Source organism: Amycolatopsis sp. NPDC004079 (assembly GCF_040610415.1).
Lineage (GTDB): Bacteria > Actinomycetota > Actinomycetes > Mycobacteriales > Pseudonocardiaceae > Amycolatopsis > Amycolatopsis halotolerans.
Genome location: NZ_JBEXMH010000020.1, coordinates 1 through 19,279 on the forward strand (window position 1 = coordinate 1; position 19,279 = coordinate 19,279).

Genomic DNA, 19,279 nt, shown 5'->3' on the forward strand with positions numbered 1-19,279 from the left:
GACTTCCGCGCCCTGCTCGAATTCTTCTTCCAGGTCCACGACCCCAGCACGAAGAACCGCCAAGGCAACGACATCGGCGCCAGCTACCGCTCCGCCATCTACTACACCACCGACGAGCAAAAACAGATCGCCGAAGACACCATCGCCGACGTCGACGCCTCCGGCCTCTGGCCCGGCAAAGTCGTCACCGAGGTCACCCCTGCCGGCGACTTCTGGGAAGCCGAACCGGAGCACCAGGACTACCTCCAGCACTACCCCAACGGGTACACCTGCCACTTCCCGCGTCCCGGCTGGAAACTCCCGAAGCGCGCCTGACGCGCTCAGCGCGCCATCGCGGCCTCGGCGTCGCGGAACGCCGCCGGGGACAACTGACGCCACACAAGCGCCGTCCCCAGCAACTGCACCGCCGCCGCCATCACCCAGACGCCGCGCAAGCTCCAGTGCACCGCCACAAACCCGCCGGCGAGGGCGCCCAGCGGAGTCAATCCCCAAGCCAGCGCGCGGTGACTGGTCAGCACCCGCCCCAGCAGCTCCGACGGCGTGAACCGCTGGCGGCTCGACTGCGAGCACACGTTCCAGATCAACGTCGTCCCGGTCAGGAAGATCAGCACCGCACCGACGAGCACCGGCCACGGCGGGACGATCGCGATCAGCAGCTGGCTCACCACCCCGCACACCTGCGCGATCCGCATGGCCGTCGAGTAGCCGAACCGCCGTACGAACCGGTCCACGAAGAACGACGACGCCACCCACCCGACGGCCAGACAGGCCAGCAGCACGCCGTAGCCGAACGGCGCGAGACGCAGTTCCTTCGTGGCGTAAAGGACGAGCATCGAGTTTCCCGCGGCCGCCGCGAACGATCCCAGCGCGACGGTGAAGGTGATCGACCGCAGCAACGGCGTCCCGACCAGGTAGCGCAGTCCGGCCGTGACGTCCTTCAGCGGATGCGCGGGCGTGCGCACCGGCTTCGCGGACGGGATCCCGCGCGCGAGCAGCAACGCGACGAGCGCGGCGACGGCCGCCAGCCACGCGGGCAGTCCCGCGCTGATCCCGATCAGCAACCCTGTCGCGGGCGGCACTACGAACTGGACCATGCCGCGGTCGATCACCTGCAACCGGGAATTGGCCATATTGAGCTGATCCGGCGCGACGACCTCGGGGACCACCGAGCCGGCCGCGCCGTCGCCGAAGACCTGCGCCGTGGTGAGCACGAACGCCACCACCAGCAGCGCGGGAAGGCTCAGCGAACCGGTGGAACCCAGCAGCGCCAAGGAAAGCGCGGCGACGATCTGCACCGCGTACGCGTAAGCCAGCACGGCCGTCCGCCGGACCCGGTCGATCACCACTCCGGCGAACAGCGAAAGCAGCAGCCACGGCGCTTGCCCGGCGACGTTCACCAGGGACACCGCCCGCGGATCGGTGGTGATCGAGACGGCCAACAAGGGCAGCGCGGCAAGCAAAAGCCCTTCACAGGTTGAACCGGACACAGCCACCGCCTGCAGGCGGACCCAAGCCGGCCCGCTCCCACCCCACCCCGCCATGTCCGCCAGTGTCCCGCGCCGCGCAACCGGTTTTCCCCAGCACACCGCCGTGCGCTCCCGCTCTCCGGACATTCTCGCCGAACAAAACCGCGCCGGTTATCACGCGGGCGCGGGCCACGCTTTCCCTTGCGCGTCAACCGGAATCCATCCTCCCGGCCGGATCGCGGGACAGCCGCTCACCTGCTGGGACGGGCTTCAGCGAACCGCTCCGAACGGTTGAGCTGAACGCATCCGATCCGTCCCCGCTGGAGGAACTCCGTGCCCCGCCACACCCCGCCCCGACTCGGCCGTCCTGCCCGCGCGCGGTCCCGTTTCGCCTTCGCGCTGGCCCTTCCGCTGCTGCTCGCCGCCTGCGGCACGGCGGGCGGCGCGAGCCCGCAGGACGCCGGTCCCCCGCGCCCGGGCGGCACGCTGCGCCTCGGCATCTCGTCCAACCCGGACTGCATCGACCCGCAGCAGGTCAGCACGAACGCCTCGGTGAACGTCGGCCGTCAGCTGGTCGATTCGCTCACCGACCAGGACCCGAAAACCGGCGCGATCACGCCGTGGCTCGCCGACCGCTGGACGGTCAGCCCCGATTCGACGAGCTTCACCTTCCACCTCCGGTCCGGCGCGACCTTCTCCGACGGCTCCCCCGTGGACGCCGCCGCGGTGAAGACCAGCTTCGACGGCATCAAGGCGCTCGGCGCGAAGGCCCTGCTCGGGTCCAGCTACCTGGCCGCCTACCGCGGCGCGACGATCGTCGACCCGGCGACCGTCCGGCTCGACTTCAGCCAGCCCAGCGCACAGTTCCTGCAGGCCAGCTCCACGATGTCGCTCGGCGTGCTCGCGCCGGCCGCGTTCAAGCACACCGCCGAGCAGCGCTGCCAGGGCACCGGCCTCATCGGCTCCGGTCCGTTCGTGTTCGCCAGCCTGAAGCCGAACCAGAACATCGTGCTCGGCAAGCGCACCGGCTACCGCTGGGGTTCGCCGTTGTGGCGGCACCAGGGCGAGGCGTACGTCGACAAGATCGACTTCCGCGTGGTGCCGGAACCGGGCGTGCGGTCCGGCAGCCTGACGTCCGGGCAGCTCGACGCGATCACCGACGTGCAGCCGGTCGACGAGCCGCAGTTCTCCGGCAACGGGTTCGCCGAACCGGTGCGGCCGAACCCCGGCATCGTGTTCAACCTGCACGCGAACGTGACCCGCGGCGTGCTCACTGACCAGAAGGTGCGCCAGGCGGTGTCGAAGGGCGTGAACCGGCCCGAGGTCACCAGCACCGTGCTCACCCCGAACTACAAGCCCGCCACGAGCATCCTCGGCTCCGCGACCCCGCTGTACACCGATCTGTCCAAGGAACTCGCCTACGACCCGGCGGGCGCGCAGGCGCTGCTGCAGTCCGACGGCTGGGTCCCCGGCCCGGACGGCATCCGGACGAAGAACGGGCAGCGGCTGTCGGCGTCCGTGCTGTTCTCCGCGGTGTTCAACCAGAACCAGAGCGTGCTGGAGCTGCTCCAGCAGCAGCTGCGCAAGATCGGGTTCGACCTGAAGATCGAGCTGCACACCAACGCCGAGGTCACCCGCCTGCAGCAGGCCGGCGACTACGACTTCCTCTGGTACAACGTCACCCGCGCCGACCCGGACATCCTCCGCCAGCAGTTCTCGACGAAGACGAACAACCGGAGCAAGCTGCCCGCGGACAACCCGCTCGACGCGTCGCTGACCGAACAGTCGGCCACCGTCGATGCCGCGAAACGCAAGCCCGCAGCGGAGAAAGCACAGCGGACCATCGTGGAACAGGCGTACTCGATCCCGGTGTTCGAGCTGACGCAGGTGCTCGGCGTCGGCCCGAACGCGCATGACGTCGGCTTCGAGGCTTCCTCGCGGCTGCAGCTGTTCGACGCCTGGGTTTCGGGCTCGTGAAAGGGTTTCCGCTGCTTCGCCGCATCCTGCAGGCGGTAGTGGTGCTGTGGGCGGCGTTCACGCTGTCGTTCGTCATCCTGTACCTGCTGCCCGGCGACGCCGTGCTGACCAAACTCGGCTCGGCCGAGGGCGGTCCCAGCGCTTCGCCGGAGCAGATCGCCGCCCTGCGCGCCGAGTACGGGCTGAACGATCCGGTCATCGTGCAGTACGGCAAGCACCTCCTCGCCGCGCTGCACGGCGACTTCGGCACCTCGGTGGCCACCGGCGACGACGCGACGCACCAGGTCCTCACCGCGTTGCCGCCGACGCTCGCCGTCTCCGGACTGGCCTTGGTGCTCGCGCTCGTCTTCGGCGGCGGGATCGCCGTACTGGGCACCTTCACCCGCACCCGCTGGGTGAGCCAACTGCTGCTTTCCCTGCCGCCGCTGGGCACTTCGCTGCCGACGTTCTGGGTCGGACTGCTGCTCATCCAGTTGTTCTCGTTCCAGCTGCGACTGTTCCCCGCGCTCGGGTCGACCGGCTTCGCGTCGCTGGTCCTTCCGGCGGTCACGCTCGCCCTGCCGACCGGCGCGATCATCGGGCAGGTGCTGGCGAAGAGCCTGCAAACGCAGCTCGCCGAGCCGTACATCGAGGTGGTGCGGGCGAAGGGCGCGAGCCGCCGTCGAGTCCACTTCGGACACGCGCTGCGCAACGCCGGACTGCCCGCCCTCACGCTGGTAGGCGTAGTCGCGGGCAACCTGCTGGCCGGCTCGGTGGTGACCGAAACCGTGTTCTCGCGCGACGGTCTCGGCCGGGTCACCGCGTCGGCAGTGACCGCGCAGGACGTGCCGGTGGTGCAGGCGGTGATCGTGCTCGCCGCGTTCTTCTTCGTGGTGCTCAACCTGGCCGTCGACCTCGTGTACCCGCTGCTCGACCCGCGGGTTTCCGTGCGCAAGGAGGTGCCCGCGCATGTCTGAAGCTGTTCTGCCCCAACGGTTCCTCATCCGCCGACCGGGCCTGCTCCTCTCCGTGCTCGTACTCACCGCGGTACTGATCGCCGCCTTCGCACCCACCCTGTTCACCGGCCAAGACCCCATCACCGGCGTCCCGTCCGAACGGCTCCAAGGCCCCTCGCTCGCACACCTCTTCGGCACCGACGAGACCGGCCGCGACGTCTACGCCCGCGTCGTGCACGGAGCCGGGTTGTCCCTGCGCGCAACAGTGCTCGCGGTGCTCGTCGCCTTCGTCGCCGGGTCCGCGTTGGGGCTGCTCGCCGGGTTCCGCGGCGGCTGGCTCGACTCGGTCGTGATGCGGATCGTCGACGTCCTCCAGGCAGTCCCGCCGATCCTGCTGTCGCTGGCGCTGGTGACCGCGCTCGGCTTCGGCACCACGAACGTCGCGATCGCCGTCGGGGTCGCGCACCTCGCCTCGTTCGCCCGGCTGATGCGCGCGGAGGTGCTGCGAGTGCGCTCCGGCGTGTTCGTCGAGGCGGCCCGGGCGTCCGGCGTGCGGTGGGCCGGAGTGCTCGGGCGGCACGTGCTGCCCAACGCGCTCGGACCGGTGCTGGTGCTGGCCACGGTGACGGTCGGGATCGCGGTGCTCGAAGTGTCCGCGCTCAGTTTCCTCGGGTTCGGCGCGAGCCCGCCGACGCCGGAATGGGGCGCGCTCGTGGCGGGCGGACGCAATTTCCTGGCCACCGCTTGGTGGATGACCACGTTCCCGGGCTTGACCGTCGCGGCCGTCGTGCTGGCCGCGAACCGCGTGTCCCGGGCTCTCGACGGCGAACGGAGCTGACAAGTGCTGGAGATCAGCGAACTGGCGGTCTCGTACCGCACCTCGGGCGGCGTGGTGCCGGCCGTCCGGGACGTGAGCCTGCGGGTCGGGGCGGGCGAGATCGTCGCGGTGGTCGGCGAATCCGGCTCTGGGAAGAGCACCACCGCGCACGCCGCGATCGGGCTGCTGCCGCGCGGCGGGCTGGTCCGGCGCGGGCGGATCGCCTTCGACGGACGCGACCTGACCGCACTGTCCGAAAAGGACTGGCGGCGGGTGCGCGGCACCGGGATCGCCCTCGTGCCGCAGGATCCGACGGTGTCGCTCAACCCGGTCCGGCGGATCGGCGAGCAGGTGGCCGAGGTGCTGCTGATCCACCGGCTCGCGGCCCGGAGCGAGGTCGCCGCCCGCGCGGCGGAGCTGCTGCGAAGGGCCGGCGTCGACCGGCCGGAGCTGCGCGCGCGGCAGTATCCGCACGAGCTGTCCGGCGGCCTCCGGCAACGAGTGCTGATCGCCATCGCGCTCGCGGGCGAACCGCGGCTGATCATCGCCGACGAGCCCACCAGCGCGCTCGATGTGACCGTGCAGAAGGAAATCCTCGACCATCTGGCGGAACTGGCCGCCGACGACGGCACCGCGATCCTGCTCATCACGCACGATTTGGGCGTGGCCGCCGACCGGGCCGCGCGGATCGCCGTCATGTCCGAAGGACGCCTGGTCGAAGAAGGACCGGCCCGCGAACTCCTCGCCGCCCCGGCGCAGGACTACACGCGACGGCTTCTCGCCGCCGCACCGAGCCTCAGCCGCGAACCGCTCCGGCCTCGCCGCGCGGAAGGCCCGGAAGTCCTGCTGTCCGTCGACTCGGTCTCGAAGACCTTCGCCTCGTCCCGGGCCGGTTCGGTGCGAGCCGTGGACGACGTGTCGTTCCAGCTCACTCGCGGCCGAACCCTGGCGCTGGTCGGCGAATCCGGTTCCGGCAAGACGACCACCGCACGGATGGCGGTCGGCCTCGAAACCCCGACCGCGGGCACGGTCAGCTTCGACGGCCAGGACGTCACCCGGCTCCCGGCCGCCGAACTGCGCAGGCTCCGCCGCCGGTTCCAGCTCGTCTACCAGAACCCGTACGCCTCGCTGAACCCGCGCTTTTCCATCGCCGACGTGATCGGCGAACCGCTGCGCGCGTTCCGCGCCGGCGGCCGGGCCGAACGCGTGGCCGAACTCGCGGACCAGGTCGCGCTGCCGTCGTCAGTGCTGCACCGGAAACCGGCCGAACTGTCCGGCGGCCAGCGCCAGCGCGCGGCGATCGCTCGCGCACTGGCGCTCCGCCCGGATCTCGTCGTGCTGGACGAACCGGTGTCCGCTCTGGACGTTTCGGTGCAGGCGCAGATCCTGAACCTGCTCGTACGACTGCAGGACGAACTCGGCCTGACGTACCTGTTCATCACCCACGACCTGGCCGTGGTGCGGGAGATCGCCGACCAGGTCGGGGTGATGCGCCAGGGCAAGCTGCTCGAACTCGGCCCGGCCGACGACGTCCTGCTGCGTCCGCGCGAGCAGTACACCCGCGACCTGCTGGCCGCGATCCCCGGCGGCGAGCAGGTGTGCGCGTGACGCTAGTTGGCGAGCACCAGCCGTCCGACGGCCTCGCCCGCGTCCATCCGGCGGTGCGCCTCGCGCGCCTGCGCCATCGGCAGGACGGTGACCGGCAGCCGGATCCGGCCTTCGGTGTACAGCGGGAGCACGGCGTCCGCGGCGGGACGGGCGGGCGCGGGGCCGGCGGCCAGGAAACCGCCCACGTTGAAGCCGATCACGCCGATGTTCTTGCCCCACACGGCGTTCGAGTCCACCAGCGGCGCGGTCTCGCTGCCCGCGCTGCCGACGACCAGCATCCGGCCCATCGGCGCGAGCAGGTCCAGCGACTCGATGCGCAGGTCTCCGCCCACCGGGTCGACGATGACCTCGAACCGCTCCTCGCCCAGGCCACTGAGCTCCCCGGACAGCAGGACGCGGTCGAAGCCGAGTTGCTTCGCCGCCTCGACCTGCTCGGGCCGCCGGACCGTGCCGACGACCTCGCGCGCGCCGAGCAGTCGCGCCACCTCGGGATACACCGAGGCGAGACCGCCGAGCGCACCGTGCACGAGCACGCGCGCGTCCTTCGGCAGCCGCACCGCCTCGGTGAGCGAAAGGTAGGCCGTCACCGTGTTCGCCAGTCCGGCGACCGCCTGCGCGCGCTCCACTCCGGTGCCGGCCAGCGGCACGACGAGAGCGGCGGGCGCGAGCTTGACGTCGGCGTACCCGCCCATTCCGGGCAGCGTGAGCGTGACGACCTCGTCCCCGACCGAGAAGCCGCTGTCCGGACCGGCCGCGCGGATCGTGCCCGCTACCTCGAGCCCGGGCACGAGCGGCGGCTTCGGCGCGTAGTCGTACTCGGCGAGCGTGCCGCGGCGGATCAGCGCGTCGATCAGCCCGACGGATGCGTGCGAGACCGTGATGGTCACTTCGCCCGGCCCCGGAACGGGCTCGGGCACCTCGATCTCCTCGAGGACCTCGGGACCGCCGTAGCGAGTGATGGACAAAGCGCGCATCGTGCGTACTCCCCAGTGTTCTGCGTTTGTTTCAGCGAGCCGGAACAACCTACGCCACGCGGCGGTTATTCCGGCTTAGTTCACCCGAGGAAGGACTCGCCGTGCCGACCGAAACGCAATCGCTGCGAAAACTGGGTTTCCTGACGATCGGCCTGTTCGACGGCGACGACCCGCGCCCGGGACACGAATCCACGCTGCGGGTGCTCGAACTCGGCGAGCAGCTCGGGTTCGACAGCGCCTGGGTACGCCACCGGCACCTGCAGTACGGCATCTCGTCGCCGGTCGCGGTGCTCGCCGCGGCCACCCAGCGCACCAGCCGGATCGAACTCGGCACCGCGGTGATCCCGCTCGGCTGGGAAAACCCGCTGCGCCTCGCCGAAGACCTGGCGACCGTCGACGTGCTGTCCGGCGGACGGCTCAACCCGGGCGTCAGCGTCAGCCCGCCGATGCACTACGACGACGTGCGGGGCGCGCTCTACCCGGACACCGGCGACCAGGAAGACTTCGGCTACGACCGGGTCTCGCGGCTGTTGTCGCTGGTCCGCGGCGAGCGCGCGTCGACGTTCAGCGGGGTCGAAGGCATCGAGACGTTCTCCGACCGCGTGCAGCCGCATTCGCCCGGCCTCGCCAGCCGCCTCTGGTACGGCGGCGCGAGCACCCGGTCGGCGGTCTGGACCGGGCAAGCCGGGATGAACTACCTGACCAGCAGCGTCGTCCGCGCCGAGGAGGGCTCGACGGACTTCGAGAGGATCCAGCTCTCGCATGTCCAGGCGTTCCGGGCGCATCATCCGGCCGGGGCGCAAGCCCGGGTTTCGCAAGGCCTGGTGGTGATTCCGACCGACAGCGCGACGGCTGAGCAGCGCGCGAAGTACGAGGATTATGCGGCAAAACGCCTGCCGCGCACGAAAACCCCGCAGGGACCGGGCGGTTTGCTGTTCTCGCGCGATTACGTCGGCACTTCTGCCGAAATCGCCTCGCAGCTGTACCAGCACGCCGCCTTCCGGGAGATCGACGAGGTCGCCTTCGCGCTCCCGTTCACCTTCGAGCACGAGGACTACGTGCAGATCCTCACCGACCTGGCCACCCGGCTGGGCCCGGAGCTGGGCTGGAAACCGGCGTCCTGACCGGCGGCGAGTGCTAGCGTGGCAGGGTGCCGGATTTCACGTCCACAGTGGACATTGCCCGTCCCGCCGGGGACCAGCGCGACGCACTGCAGTGGGCCCGCGCGGTCTGGGAAGAAGCTCCGCCGCCGATGCGGACGTTCCTGCGCGCCGGATGGCTCGGCCTCGGCCTGACCACTCGCCTGGCTCCCGAACGGGTGCTGGGCTGGACGGTCGCTTCGGCCACGCCGGACCGGGTCGTGCTCGAAGCGCCGTCGCCGCTGATGACGACGCGCAACATCGTGCACCTCGACGCGGACCGGGTGTACTGGACCACCGAAGTCAGCTACGACCGGTTCCCGGCCCGCCACCTGTGGGCGTTGGCGGTGCCGATCCACGAACTCGTCATCCCGGCCCGGTTACGACACGCCGCCGGTGCCTCGCGGCCCGGCGACCTCCAGCACCAGCTCGTCACGACCTTCCAGCGACGGCTCGGCAACCCCGTCCTCTCGCGGCTCCCCGGCCAGACCCTGCTCGAAACCACCGGCCGCACCTCGGGTCTCCCCCGCCAGACCCCGATCGGCGGCCGGCGGGTCGGCCAGGAATTCTGGCTGGTGTCCGAATTCGGCGAGCGGTCGCAGTACGTGCGCAACATCCAGGCCGACCCGAACGTCCGGCTGCGCCTGCACGGCCGCTGGCTGCGCGGGGTCGCGCACCTGCTTCCGGAGGACGACCCCCGGGCGCGGCTGAAGTCGTTGCCGCGCTTCAACAGCACCGCGGTGCAGGCGTTCGGCACCGACCTGCTGACGATCCGGATCGACCTCGGCTAGCCGTCGGACAACACGGCCTCGATGGTGCGCCGCGAATTCGCCACCAGCGCCGGATTAGTCTCGCGGTAGTACGGCAGCTGGATGAGCGCGATCGACAACGCCCAGCCCCGGCCTCGCTCCCAGGTCGCGTCATCCACCTCCACCGCCTCCCGGAAGACCTCCCGCTCAGCCGCCGCGAACGTGTTCCACGCCGGGATCACGTCCACCGCCGGATCGCCGGTCCCGACCCCCGCGAAGTCCAGCACCGCGGTCAGCCCGCCGTCGTTGACCAGCACATTCCCCGGCGACAGATCCGCGTGCAGCCACACCGGTCCCCCGGCCCACTCCGGTGCCGCAAGAGCCTTCTCCCACGCCGCGACATACGCCGGGTCACCACCGAGCTGTGCGATCGCGTCCCGGGTCGGCGCGTCGCGCGTACGCAGCGGACGCCCCCGGCTGACCTCCGGCGCACCGGAAATATCCAGGCCGCGCAACGCTTTCACGAACCCGCCCAGATCCCGCGCCACCTGAGCGTCGCCGAAATCCGGGTTGACGCCGGGCAGCCAGCGCAGCACCGACCAGTCCCACTCGAAGCCCTCGCCAGGCCGTCCCTCGCCGAGCACTTCCGGCACCGCGACCGGCAGCCGAGGCGCGAGCCACCGCAGCCAGAGCTGTTCGTGGCCGATCTCGGCGGCCCCGCGTTCCAGCCGGGGCAACCGGACCACCAGCTCGGCGCCGAGCCGGAACATCGCGTTTTCCGTCCCCGACGAGGCGACCCTCGAGACCGCCAGCCCGGCCCACTGGGGAAACTGGGCCGCGACGAGGCGACGAACGAGGTCGTCGTCGATTTCCGCTTCGTCCTTGTGCATCCGATTCATCGGCATCGAGCAAACCGCGTCAGCGCGACGGCAGGCAACCGGTTTATTCCCGTTCCCGCCGACTGTCCCAGACGCTGGTTACCGTCGCCCCGGTCCCGGCTCCCGCGCCACACTGCTGGCATCCACGGGGAAAGGACGCAGCATGACAGGGCTCACCGGACCACGGCTCGCCGTCGCGCTGGAAGGCGCCGGCTGGCATCCGGCCGCGTGGCGCGAACCGGACGCCCGCCCGGCCGACCTGCTCACCGCCGGATACTGGGCTGAGCTGGTCCAAGAAGCCGAAGCCGCGCACCTGGACTTCGTCACCTTCGAGGACTTCCTCTCCCTGCGCGATCCCGCCGAACCGGCCGCCCGCGCCGACCGTGCGCAAACCCGGCTGGACGCGGTGCTGCTCGCCTCGCGGATCGCGCCGCTGACGTCGAACATCGGCCTGATCCCGACCGCCGTGGTCACCCACACGGAGCCGTTCCACCTGTCGAAGGCGATCGCGACGCTCGACTACGTGAGCACCGGCCGCGCAGGCGTCCGCGTGCAGGTTTCCGGAACTCCGGAGGAATTCCAGCACTTCGGCCGCCGCACCCCGCCCGAGGTCGCGGACCTGTTCGAGGAAGCCGCCGATTACGTCGAGGTGCTGCGGCGGCTGTGGGACAGCTGGGAGGACGACGCCGAGATCCGCGACGTCGCCACCGGCCGCTTCATCGACCGGGACAAACTGCACTACATCGACTTCGAGGGCCGCTGGTTCTCCGTCAAAGGCCCGTCCATCACGCCGCGTCCGCCACAAGGCCAGCCGATCGTCGCCGCACTCGCGCACGGTCCCGACGCCTACCGCCTCGCCGCCCGCCAGGCCGACGTCGTCTACGTGACCCCGAACGACCGCGCGCACGCCGCGTCGATCATCGACGAAATCGGTGCGCCCGTTCAGGTTTTCGCCGACCTGGTGGTCTTCCTCGACGAGACCCCGCAGGCCGCCGCCGACCGCAAGGCCCGGCTGGACGACCGCGCCGAGTTCGCCTCCGACGCGCACGTCTTCACCGGCACCCCGGCGCAGCTCGCCGACCTCCTGCTCGACTGGCACGCCGCCGGGCTGACCGGTTTCCGGCTCCGCCCCGGCACCCTGCCGCACGACCTCACCGCCATCACCCGCGCGCTGGTCCCCGAACTGCGCGAGCGGGGCGCGTTCCGCTCCGGATACGAGGCCTCGACCCTGCGCGAACTGCTCGGCCTGCCGCGCCCGGCCAACCGCTACGCCGCCTGATTCCCGGGAGATTCTCCATGACTGCCAAGCAAATCCACCTCGCCGCGCACTTCCCCGGGGTCAACAACACGACCGTGTGGAGCGATCCCGAAGCGGGCAGCCACATCGAGTTCAGCTCGTTCGTCAAGCTGGCCCAGACCGCCGAGCGCGCGAAGTTCGACTTCTTCTTCCTCGCCGAAGGCCTGCGGCTGCGGGAACAGGGCGGCGAAATCTACGACCTCGACGTCGTCGGCCGCCCCGACACCTTCGCCGTCCTGTCGGCCTTGGCGGCCGTCACCGACCGCCTGGGCCTGGCCGGAACCATCAACTCCACCTTCAACGAACCGTTCGAGGTGGCCCGGCAATTCGCCTCCCTGGACCACCTTTCCGCCGGCCGGGCCGCCTGGAACGTCGTCACGTCCTGGGACGCCTTCACCGGCGAAAACTTCCGCCGCGGCGGCTTCCTGCCGCAAGACCAGCGCTACTCGCGCGCCGAAACCTTCCTGCGCACGGCGTGGGAACTCTTCGACTCCTGGCGCGGCGACGAACTCCTCGCGGACAAGGAATCCGGCCGCTTCCTGGCCGACGGCGGCGACTTCGCCCACCACGACGACCACTTCGCCATCTCCGGCCGCTTCCCGGTCCCGCGCAGCCCGCAAGGCCGTCCAGTCACCATCCAAGCCGGCGATTCTGAAGAAGGCCGAGAATTCGCCGCCGCGACCGCCGACGCCATCTTCACCCGCCACGGCACCCTCGAAGCGGGCCAAGCGTTCTACCAGGACGTCAAGGGCCGCCTGGCGAAATACGGCCGCGCCCCGCACGAGCTGGTCATCCTGCCCGCCGCCACGTTCGTGCTGGGCGACACCGACGCCGAAGCACACGAACTCGCCCACGAGGTGCGGCTGCAGCAGGTCAGCGAGCAGACCGCGATCAAGTTCCTCGAACAGCTCTGGAACACCGACCTCAGCGACCACGACCCGAACGGCCCGCTCCCGTCCTTCGACCCGACGGTCGGCGACCTGATCTCGAAGGGCCGCGCGAGCGTCCGCATGCACCGCGACCCGATCGCGACCGCTCATGAGTGGCGCCAGCTGGCAGAGGCGAAGCACCTGTCGAGCCGGGAGCTGATCATCGAGGTCACCGGACGGCAGAACTTCATCGGTTCTGCCGAGACTGTCGCGTCGACGATGAACGAACTCGTGCAGGCGGACGCGTCGGACGGGTTCATCCTGGTCCCGCATGTGACGCCGGGCGGACTGGACCGGTTCGCCGACGAGGTGGTGCCGAGGCTGCAGGAGCGTGGGGTGTTCCGGGAGGACTACAGCGGGCCTACTCTGCGGGACCACCTCGGCCTGAATTAGCCCAAGAAGCGCTTTGCGTTCCCTCGCAACAACAACTCCCGCGAGGCCTCGTCAAGGAACTCCGCCCGCCGCACCACCCCGCCAGCCGGTCGCTCCCCCAGCGGATACGGGTAATCGCTCCCCACCATCACCTGTCCCACCCCCAGCGTGTCCACCAGATTCCGCAGCGCCGCCTCGGTGAACACGACCGAATCAACGCTGAACCGCCCCACATACTCCGACGGCGGCTTCTCCGACGTAGCAATGATGTCCGCCCGCTGATGCCAAGCGTTCTCCAACCGCCCCAGCCAAAACGCGAACGACCCGCCGCCATGCGCGAAGCAGATCCGCAAGCTCGTCGGCACCCGATCGAACACTCCGCCGAGGATCATCGCGATGATCGACAGATGCGTCTCCGCGGGCATCCCGGTCAGCCAGCGCGCCATCCAGCGGTCGAGGCGCGGCGCGAGCGGCATGTCCCACGGGTGCACGAACACCGGCACGCCGAGCGACGCCGCGTGCTGCAGGAACGTCACCACTCCCGCGTCGTCGAGGTCGCGGTCGCCGACGTGGTTGCCGATCTCCACGCCCCGGTGCCCGGCCGCGACCGCGCGGTCCAGTTCGCGGCAGGCGGCGTCGGTGTCCTGCAACGGAACCTGGCAGAACGGGATCAGCCGGTCCGGCGCGGGCGCGCAGATCTCCAGCGCGAGGTCGTTGAAGACCCGCGCGATCTTCTCGCCCTGCCCGGGGCTCGTGTCGTAGCCGAAGAACACCGGCGTCGGCGAGACGACCTGCGCCTCGACCCCGTCGGCGGTCATGTCGCTCAGGCGCACGGAGGCGTCCCAGCAGTCGGACCGGATCCGGCGGAACTCCTCCGAGCCGACCATGATCATGGCCTCGCGTTCGGTTTCCGCGCGCAGCCACGGCATTCCCTCGCCGAGGTCGGGCCAGCCGTGCGGAACGAAATGGCTGTGGACGTCGATCGCGCGCACGCTCAGCCCTTCCCGGGGTGCAGCGTCCCGCACGCCCCGCAGGTCCGGGCTTCCTCGGACGAGTAGAACTGCTCGAACACCGGCGGCAGGTCGTCAACGATGTCGCGCACCTGCAGCTCGACCTCGTGCACCTGCGCGTCGCACTCCAGGCAGAACCACACGAACTTCTCGAGCGTCCCCTCCTCCCGGATCCGCTCGATCACGATCCCGATCGACCCCTCCTGCGGACGCTGCGGCGAATGGTGCACGTTGCGCGGCAGCATCCACATCTCGCCCTCGCGGATGTCGACCCGCCGCGGGCCGTCGTCGGTCATGAGGTTGACGTGCATGTCGCCCTTGTACTGGTAGAACCATTCCTCGTACGGGTCGAGGTGGTAGTCGGTCCGCTGGTTCGGCCCGCCGACGACCTGCACGATGAAGTCGCCCATCGGGGCCCACATCTGCTTGTTGTTGACCGGCGGCTTCAGCTCGTCCTCGTGCTCTTTGATCCACGCGGCGAAATCGAACACGGGCGGGATGGCGGTCATCGTTCCTCCTTGCCGGGGATCCGGGCGATCGCCTGGATCTCGATGAGCAGGTGCGGATGCGGCAGCTGGTGCACCGCGACGGTCGTGCGGGCCGGGCCGGTCTCGTCGAAGAACTCGCCGTAGACCTCGTTGTAGCCGCCGAAATCGTTCATGTTGACCAGGAACACGGTCACTTGCGCGAGGTCTTCGAGACCCGCGCCGGCCGCGGCCAGGATGTCGCGGATGTTCTCGATCACCGCGCGCGTCTGCGCCCGGATGTCCAAAGCGGTCACGCCGAACTCGTCGGCCTCCGCGCCCGCGAACGTGTTGTCCGGCCGCCTGCTGCTGGTGCCGGAGACGAACACGAGGTCCCCGACCACCTTGACGTGCGGGAACCGCCCGCGCGGCGTCGCTTTCCCGGCGACGACATGGGCTTGCGCCACGCTCATCCCTCCTTCGTCCGCACGGAAACCGAACCGAGCCCGGCGACCCGCGCCTCGACGTGCGTTCCCGCTTTCAGCGCCACCGCCGCAGTCGCCGCACCAGCCAGGAGCACCGATCCGCCGAGCAGGCGATGCCCGTACGCGGCGGCCATCCGCTGCGCCGCGGGAAGTGCGCGCAGCGGGTCGCCGAGGATGTCGGCGGTCGAGCCGGTCGCGACGACCTCGCCGTCGAAGAGCAGGTCGACGGCCAGCGCGTCCACCTGGCCGATCTTCGTCCACGGCCCGAGCACGAAGGCCGACGCCGAGGTGTTGTCGGCGACGACGTCGGCCAGGCTGAACCGGAACTCGCGGTACCGGCTGTCGATGATCTCCAGCGCGGGTGCGACGGCGACCAGCTCGGCGTCCGGCCCGAGCCGGAACGCGACCTCGGGTTCGACCCGCGGATGCACGCCGCGGCCGACGTCGAACGTTCCGCCGTCCTCGACCCGCATGCGGTCGGTCAGCGAGCCGATGATGACGTCCGAGACGCCCATCTGCTCGGCCTTCGCCTTGCTCGTGAAGCCCAGTTTGACGCCCGCCAGCGTCTCCCCGCGCCCTTCACGCAGCTCGATTCCTTTGTGCTGCACGGCGTACGCCGTCTCCAGGCTCATCGGTCCGCTGCTGGTGAGCTGCGGAATCGCCTCTCCGGTGGCGGTCGCCTGGTCAAGCAGCGCCGCACGTTCTTCGATGGTCACAGCTGCACGCACACATTCGTCGGCTGGGTGTAGAAGTGCATCGAGTGCAGGCCGCCCTCCCGGCCGATGCCGGAAAGCCCGACACCGCCGAACGGCGAGCGCAGGTCCCGCAGGTACCAGGTGTTGACCCAGGCCATCCCGACCCGCATTTGCTGCGCGACGCGGTGCCCTCGCTCCAGGTCAGTGGTCCAGACAGCGGCGGCGAGCCCGTAGTCGGTGTCGTTCGCCAGCCGGACCGCCTCGTCCTCGGTGTCGAACGGGATCAGCGCCGCGACCGGCCCGAAGACCTCCTCGCGCACGACCCGCGCGGAGTTGTCCAGCCCGGTCCACAACGTCGGCTCGATCCACGACCCGCCCGCCAGGTCCGGCCCGAGTTCGGGGACCGAGCCGCCGGTCAGCACCGTCGCCCCCTCGGCCACCGCGAGGTCCAAATAGGACTGGACCTTCTTCCGGTGCTGCTGGGAGATCAGCGGCCCCGTCGTGGTGTCCGGTGCATCCGGACGGCCGAGCCGCAACGCCTTTGCCCGTTCGGTGAGCCCGTTCGCGACCGCGTCGAAGACGGAGCGCTCGACGTAGACCCGCTCCGTGCACAGACACACTTGCCCGGTGTTCAGGAAAACCGACCGGGCGAGGCCGTCGAGAGTCTTCTCGAGGTCGCAGTCCGCGAACACCACCGCCGCGTTCTTCCCGCCCAGCTCAAAGGAAACCGGCCGTACTGACGGAGCGACCGCCCGCATGATCGCCGAGCCAGTCCGGGATTCGCCGGTGAAGGTCACGCCGTCGATGCCGCGGTGCGCGGTGAGGTACTCCCCGGCGGAATCCGGCCCGAAGCCGTGAACGACGTTATACACCCCGGTCGGCGCGCCCGCCTCCGCGATCACCTCGGCGAGCAGGGTCGCGGTCGACGGCGTCTCCTCCGAGGGCTTGACCACCACCGCGTTCCCGCACGCGAGCGCGGGCGCGACCTTCCAGGTCAGCAGCAACAGCGGCAGGTTCCACGGCACGATCACCGCGACCACGCCTAGCGGCTTGGGCACCGCGTAGTTCAGCGCCTTCCGGCCGTTCGGCAGGTCGGTCAGGAAGGAGTCGAGACCGGCCGCTGCGACCGTGTCGGCGAAAGACCGGAAGTTCGTCGCCGCCCGCGCGACGTCCAGCTCGCGAGCCAGGTGCTCCGGCTTTCCGGTGTCGCGGACCTCGGCGGCGACGAAATCCTCGAACCGCTCCTCGATCCGGTCCGCGATCCGGCGCAGCAAGGCGGTGCGCTCAGCCACCGAAGCGCGTCCCCACGGCCCGTCCAGCGCGGCGCGCGCCGCAGCGACGGCGGCGTCGACCACCTCCGGCCCAGCCTCGTGGACGTGCGCGACGAGCGACCCGTCGACCGGGTCGAGCTTCTCGAAGGTCCGCCGCCCGGCGACCCGGGTCCCGCCGACGACGTTGTGGAGTTCCGCAACCATGGGACTGACCGTAGGGACGCCAGGAATGCCTGGCCAATGCTCTTTGCCGCCGCTGCCATAGCCGTCCGGACATGCCTCGGCCATGCCTCTCCCGGCATGGCTTTCGCCGGAATGAGCATTGGCCAGGCATGACAGCGGCGGCGAAGGATGGGTCCCGTGAGCTATCCGAACGTCGATCGCGACTACAGCGCGCAGGCCACGGTGACCGAGACCGAGTTCGATGCCGTGATGGCCCGCTACCGGTCCGCCTCCGAATCGGCCGTCGCCGGTCTGGACGGCCGCGCCGGTCTGGCTTTCGACCCGCTCAGCGATGAACGGCTGGACGTCTGGGGCACCTCGCCAGGCCAGTCGCGCCCTGTCGTGATCGCCGTCCACGGCGGCTACTGGCGCATGCTCTCGCGACAGGACACCGCGTTCATGGCAAGGGTGCTGGCCGACGCCGGAATCGCCACCGTCGTGCCCGACTACACGCTCGCTCCGACTGCGACCCTGGAAGAGATCGTGCGCCAGGTCCGCGCCGCAGTCGCCTGGGTCTACCGCCACGGCGCGGCACACGGCCTCGACCCGGACCGCATCCACGTCGTCGGCAGCTCAGCCGGAGGCCACCTGACCGCGATGACCGCCGTCGGCGGCTGGCACCGCGCCGCCCGGCTGCCCGAGGACGTCGTCAAAGGCGCGATGGCGATCAGCGGCCTCTTCGACCTCCGCCCGCTGGTCGAGTCCTTCGCCAACGCCTGGCTGACCCTCGACCCGGCCCGCGCGGAAGCCCTCAGCCCGATCTTGCTGCCCCCGGGCACCGCGCCCCTGCACGTCGCGGTCGCCGAACACGAAGCCGCCGGATTCCACCGCCAAAGCAAGGCCTTCCACGCACACTGGCCCGTCGCCTCGCCTTGGACCGTCGTGCCCGCCAGGAACCACTTCGACGTCTTCCTCGACCTGGCCGACCCCGGCTCCGCACTCAGCCGCGCCCTCATCGAGCTGGTCCGCCCATGACGGTGGAGCCCGCCCCGGCCAGTACTGTCGCCGGAATGGAGATGCCCCGCCTGCTCGACGGCCGCCTCAAGCTCAGGCACCTCGTGCTGGTGGACACCCTCACCGAACAGGGCAGCGTCGTCGGCGCGGCGGCCGCCCTGCACGTCACCCAGCCGGTCGTCACGCGCGGCCTGCACGACCTCGAAGCCATCCTCGGCGTGCCGCTCTACGAACGCGGCCCGCGCGGCATCACGCCCACCGAGTTCGGCACCGCCTTCACCGAACACGCGCGCGCTGTCCTCGCCCAGCTCACGCACGCGGCGCGACACGTCGTCGAGATCGCCGACGCGACACGAGGACGGGTCGTCGCGGGCATCCACCTCGCGGGCTCAAACCTGCTGCTGCCGCGCGCCATCGCGCACCTGAAGGAAGACCACCCGCTGGTCACTGTCGTCGTCCGCGAGGGAACGCCGGAGTCGCTGCTCGTAGAGCTGACCGCGGGCCGAGTGGACGTGATCGTCGGCCGGCTGAGCGGCCCCGGCACCGAAGGCACCCGGCGGCAAGCGCTGTACCAGGAATCGATCCGCGTCGTCGCCGGTGCACACCATCCGCTCGCCACCCGCGAGAGTGTTTCGCTGGAGGATCTCGCCGACTTCCCGTGGATCGTGCCCGGCACCGAAACGATGCTGCGCCAGGAACTGGAAAGCCTCTTCGCGCAGCACGGCCTCGATCTGCCCGCCAACCGCGTCGAGGCCACGTCGTTCCTCACCGTCCGGCAGCTGCTCACCGAGACCGCCATGGTCGCCGCGCTCCCCGGCCTGCTCGGCATGGACGACCCGCGGCTGGTCACCCTGCCGACGCCGCTGGAGAACATCGGCCACAGCGTCGGCCTGACGCTCGCCGCCGGACGCAGGCTGAACCCGGCCACCCAGGCGCTGATCACGTCCCTGCACACCGTCGCCGCGCAGATCGAAGACGCCTGACGCTTTCTGTCGCTTTCTTGACGACCGACGTCAAACCGTGATACCTCATTGGTC

At 70.4% G+C, this 19,279-nt stretch carries 19 protein-coding genes; 11 read left to right on the forward strand and 8 right to left on the reverse strand.

The features are described 5' to 3' along the window. Window positions 1-315, forward strand: a 315-nt coding sequence (locus ABZX37_RS21520; RefSeq protein WP_354742041.1) for a peptide-methionine (S)-S-oxide reductase, incomplete at its 5' end; no start/stop codon positions are given. A gap of 5 nt (window positions 316-320) precedes the next feature. Here the strand turns inward: ABZX37_RS21520 and ABZX37_RS21525 are convergent. Next, window positions 321-1,541 carry an MFS transporter gene (locus tag ABZX37_RS21525; protein WP_354742043.1) on the reverse strand — a complete coding sequence of 407 codons (1,221 nt, stop codon included), beginning with the start codon at window positions 1,539-1,541 and terminating at the stop codon, window positions 321-323. Between the two features lie 324 nt (window positions 1,542-1,865). Here ABZX37_RS21525 and ABZX37_RS21530 point away from each other — a divergent pair, with 324 nt between their 5' ends. From ABZX37_RS21530 to ABZX37_RS21545, 4 genes are read left to right on the forward strand one after another with little or no spacing between them, the layout of a single operon-like run. Beyond that, entirely contained in the window at window positions 1,866-3,443 is a 1,578-nt protein-coding gene (locus ABZX37_RS21530; protein ID WP_354742269.1) for an ABC transporter substrate-binding protein, read from the forward strand. After that, on the forward strand, window positions 3,440-4,399 hold the full coding sequence (locus ABZX37_RS21535; protein WP_354742045.1) for an ABC transporter permease: 960 nt from the start codon (window positions 3,440-3,442) through the stop codon (window positions 4,397-4,399). Before ABZX37_RS21530 ends, ABZX37_RS21535 begins: the two co-directional genes overlap by 4 nt. Beyond that, a complete protein-coding gene (locus ABZX37_RS21540) occupies window positions 4,392-5,216 on the forward strand; it encodes an ABC transporter permease (RefSeq protein WP_354742047.1) in 825 nt (274 codons plus the stop codon). Before ABZX37_RS21535 ends, ABZX37_RS21540 begins: the two co-directional genes overlap by 8 nt. 3 nt (window positions 5,217-5,219) lie before the next feature. Beyond that, on the forward strand, window positions 5,220-6,803 hold the full coding sequence (locus ABZX37_RS21545) for an ABC transporter ATP-binding protein (RefSeq protein WP_354742049.1): 1,584 nt from the start codon (window positions 5,220-5,222) through the stop codon (window positions 6,801-6,803). Between the two features lie 2 nt (window positions 6,804-6,805). Here ABZX37_RS21545 and ABZX37_RS21550 read toward each other — a convergent pair whose 3' ends face one another. Next, window positions 6,806-7,777: a zinc-binding dehydrogenase gene (locus ABZX37_RS21550; protein WP_354742050.1), complete on the reverse strand. Its 972-nt coding sequence runs from the start codon at window positions 7,775-7,777 to the stop codon at window positions 6,806-6,808. Between the two features lie 101 nt (window positions 7,778-7,878). Here ABZX37_RS21550 and ABZX37_RS21555 point away from each other — a divergent pair, with 101 nt between their 5' ends. Together ABZX37_RS21555 and ABZX37_RS21560 are read left to right on the forward strand one after the other, a co-directional pair. Beyond that, window positions 7,879-8,901 (forward strand): LLM class flavin-dependent oxidoreductase, encoded by a 1,023-nt coding sequence (locus ABZX37_RS21555; RefSeq protein WP_354742052.1) that lies wholly within the window; start codon window positions 7,879-7,881, stop codon window positions 8,899-8,901. Between the two features lie 26 nt (window positions 8,902-8,927). After that, the gene (locus tag ABZX37_RS21560) at window positions 8,928-9,707 is read left to right on the forward strand and encodes a nitroreductase/quinone reductase family protein (protein WP_354742054.1); all 780 of its coding nucleotides are present in this window, start codon (window positions 8,928-8,930) and stop codon (window positions 9,705-9,707) included. Here the strand turns inward: ABZX37_RS21560 and ABZX37_RS21565 are convergent. Next, window positions 9,704-10,570 carry an aminoglycoside phosphotransferase family protein gene (locus ABZX37_RS21565; RefSeq protein ID WP_354742056.1) on the reverse strand — a complete coding sequence of 289 codons (867 nt, stop codon included), beginning with the start codon at window positions 10,568-10,570 and terminating at the stop codon, window positions 9,704-9,706. The two genes, ABZX37_RS21560 and ABZX37_RS21565, sit on opposite strands and share 4 nt — an antisense overlap. Before the next feature lie 136 nt (window positions 10,571-10,706). Between ABZX37_RS21565 and ABZX37_RS21570 the strand changes: the two genes are divergently transcribed. After that, the gene (locus ABZX37_RS21570) at window positions 10,707-11,822 is read left to right on the forward strand and encodes an LLM class flavin-dependent oxidoreductase (protein ID WP_354742058.1); all 1,116 of its coding nucleotides are present in this window, start codon (window positions 10,707-10,709) and stop codon (window positions 11,820-11,822) included. 17 nt (window positions 11,823-11,839) lie between these two features. Then, entirely contained in the window at window positions 11,840-13,162 is a 1,323-nt protein-coding gene (locus ABZX37_RS21575) for an NtaA/DmoA family FMN-dependent monooxygenase (protein WP_354742060.1), read from the forward strand. Here ABZX37_RS21575 and ABZX37_RS21580 read toward each other — a convergent pair. The 5 genes from ABZX37_RS21580 to ABZX37_RS21600 are packed head-to-tail and all read right to left on the reverse strand — an operon-like array spanning window position 13,159 to window position 17,270. Further along, window positions 13,159-14,133 carry an amidohydrolase family protein gene (locus tag ABZX37_RS21580; protein ID WP_354742062.1) on the reverse strand — a complete coding sequence of 325 codons (975 nt, stop codon included), beginning with the start codon at window positions 14,131-14,133 and terminating at the stop codon, window positions 13,159-13,161. The genes ABZX37_RS21575 and ABZX37_RS21580 overlap by 4 nt on opposite strands. A 2-nt stretch (window positions 14,134-14,135) precedes the next feature. Further along, window positions 14,136-14,660 (reverse strand): 3-hydroxyanthranilate 3,4-dioxygenase, encoded by a 525-nt coding sequence (locus ABZX37_RS21585; RefSeq protein ID WP_354742064.1) that lies wholly within the window; start codon window positions 14,658-14,660, stop codon window positions 14,136-14,138. After that, complete coding sequence (locus tag ABZX37_RS21590; RefSeq protein WP_354742066.1) at window positions 14,657-15,082, reverse strand: RidA family protein; 426 nt, start codon at window positions 15,080-15,082, stop codon at window positions 14,657-14,659. Before ABZX37_RS21590 ends, ABZX37_RS21585 begins: the two co-directional genes overlap by 4 nt. Before the next feature lie 2 nt (window positions 15,083-15,084). Then, a complete protein-coding gene (locus ABZX37_RS21595) occupies window positions 15,085-15,816 on the reverse strand; it encodes a fumarylacetoacetate hydrolase family protein (protein WP_354742068.1) in 732 nt (243 codons plus the stop codon). Beyond that, window positions 15,813-17,270, reverse strand: a complete 1,458-nt coding sequence (locus ABZX37_RS21600) for a 2-hydroxymuconic semialdehyde dehydrogenase (protein WP_354742070.1) — start codon at window positions 17,268-17,270, stop codon at window positions 15,813-15,815. Before ABZX37_RS21600 ends, ABZX37_RS21595 begins: the two co-directional genes overlap by 4 nt. A 156-nt stretch (window positions 17,271-17,426) precedes the next feature. On the opposite strand from ABZX37_RS21600, the gene ABZX37_RS21605 reads away from it, so the two are divergent. Then, a complete protein-coding gene (locus ABZX37_RS21605; protein ID WP_354742072.1) occupies window positions 17,427-18,263 on the forward strand; it encodes an alpha/beta hydrolase in 837 nt (278 codons plus the stop codon). A gap of 35 nt (window positions 18,264-18,298) precedes the next feature. Continuing rightward, complete coding sequence (locus ABZX37_RS21610) at window positions 18,299-19,225, forward strand: LysR substrate-binding domain-containing protein (protein WP_354742074.1); 927 nt, start codon at window positions 18,299-18,301, stop codon at window positions 19,223-19,225. The last annotated feature ends 54 nt before the right edge of the window (window positions 19,226-19,279 follow it).

Excerpts from the sequence above, each read along its gene's own strand:
- ABZX37_RS21525 (WP_354742043.1), bottom strand. The coding sequence starts at position 1,541 with ATGGCGGGGTGGGGTGGGAGCGGGCCGGCTTGGGTCCGCCTGCAGGCG.
- ABZX37_RS21540 (WP_354742047.1), top strand. The coding sequence starts at position 4,392 with ATGTCTGAAGCTGTTCTGCCCCAACGGTTCCTCATCCGCCGACCGGGC.
- ABZX37_RS21550 (WP_354742050.1), bottom strand. The coding sequence starts at position 7,777 with ATGCGCGCTTTGTCCATCACTCGCTACGGCGGTCCCGAGGTCCTCGAG.
- ABZX37_RS21565 (WP_354742056.1), bottom strand. The coding sequence starts at position 10,570 with ATGCCGATGAATCGGATGCACAAGGACGAAGCGGAAATCGACGACGAC.
- ABZX37_RS21570 (WP_354742058.1), top strand. The coding sequence starts at position 10,707 with ATGACAGGGCTCACCGGACCACGGCTCGCCGTCGCGCTGGAAGGCGCC.
- ABZX37_RS21575 (WP_354742060.1), top strand. The coding sequence starts at position 11,840 with ATGACTGCCAAGCAAATCCACCTCGCCGCGCACTTCCCCGGGGTCAAC.
- ABZX37_RS21585 (WP_354742064.1), bottom strand. The coding sequence starts at position 14,660 with ATGACCGCCATCCCGCCCGTGTTCGATTTCGCCGCGTGGATCAAAGAG.
- ABZX37_RS21600 (WP_354742070.1), bottom strand. The coding sequence starts at position 17,270 with ATGGTTGCGGAACTCCACAACGTCGTCGGCGGGACCCGGGTCGCCGGG.
- ABZX37_RS21610 (WP_354742074.1), top strand. The coding sequence starts at position 18,299 with ATGGAGATGCCCCGCCTGCTCGACGGCCGCCTCAAGCTCAGGCACCTC.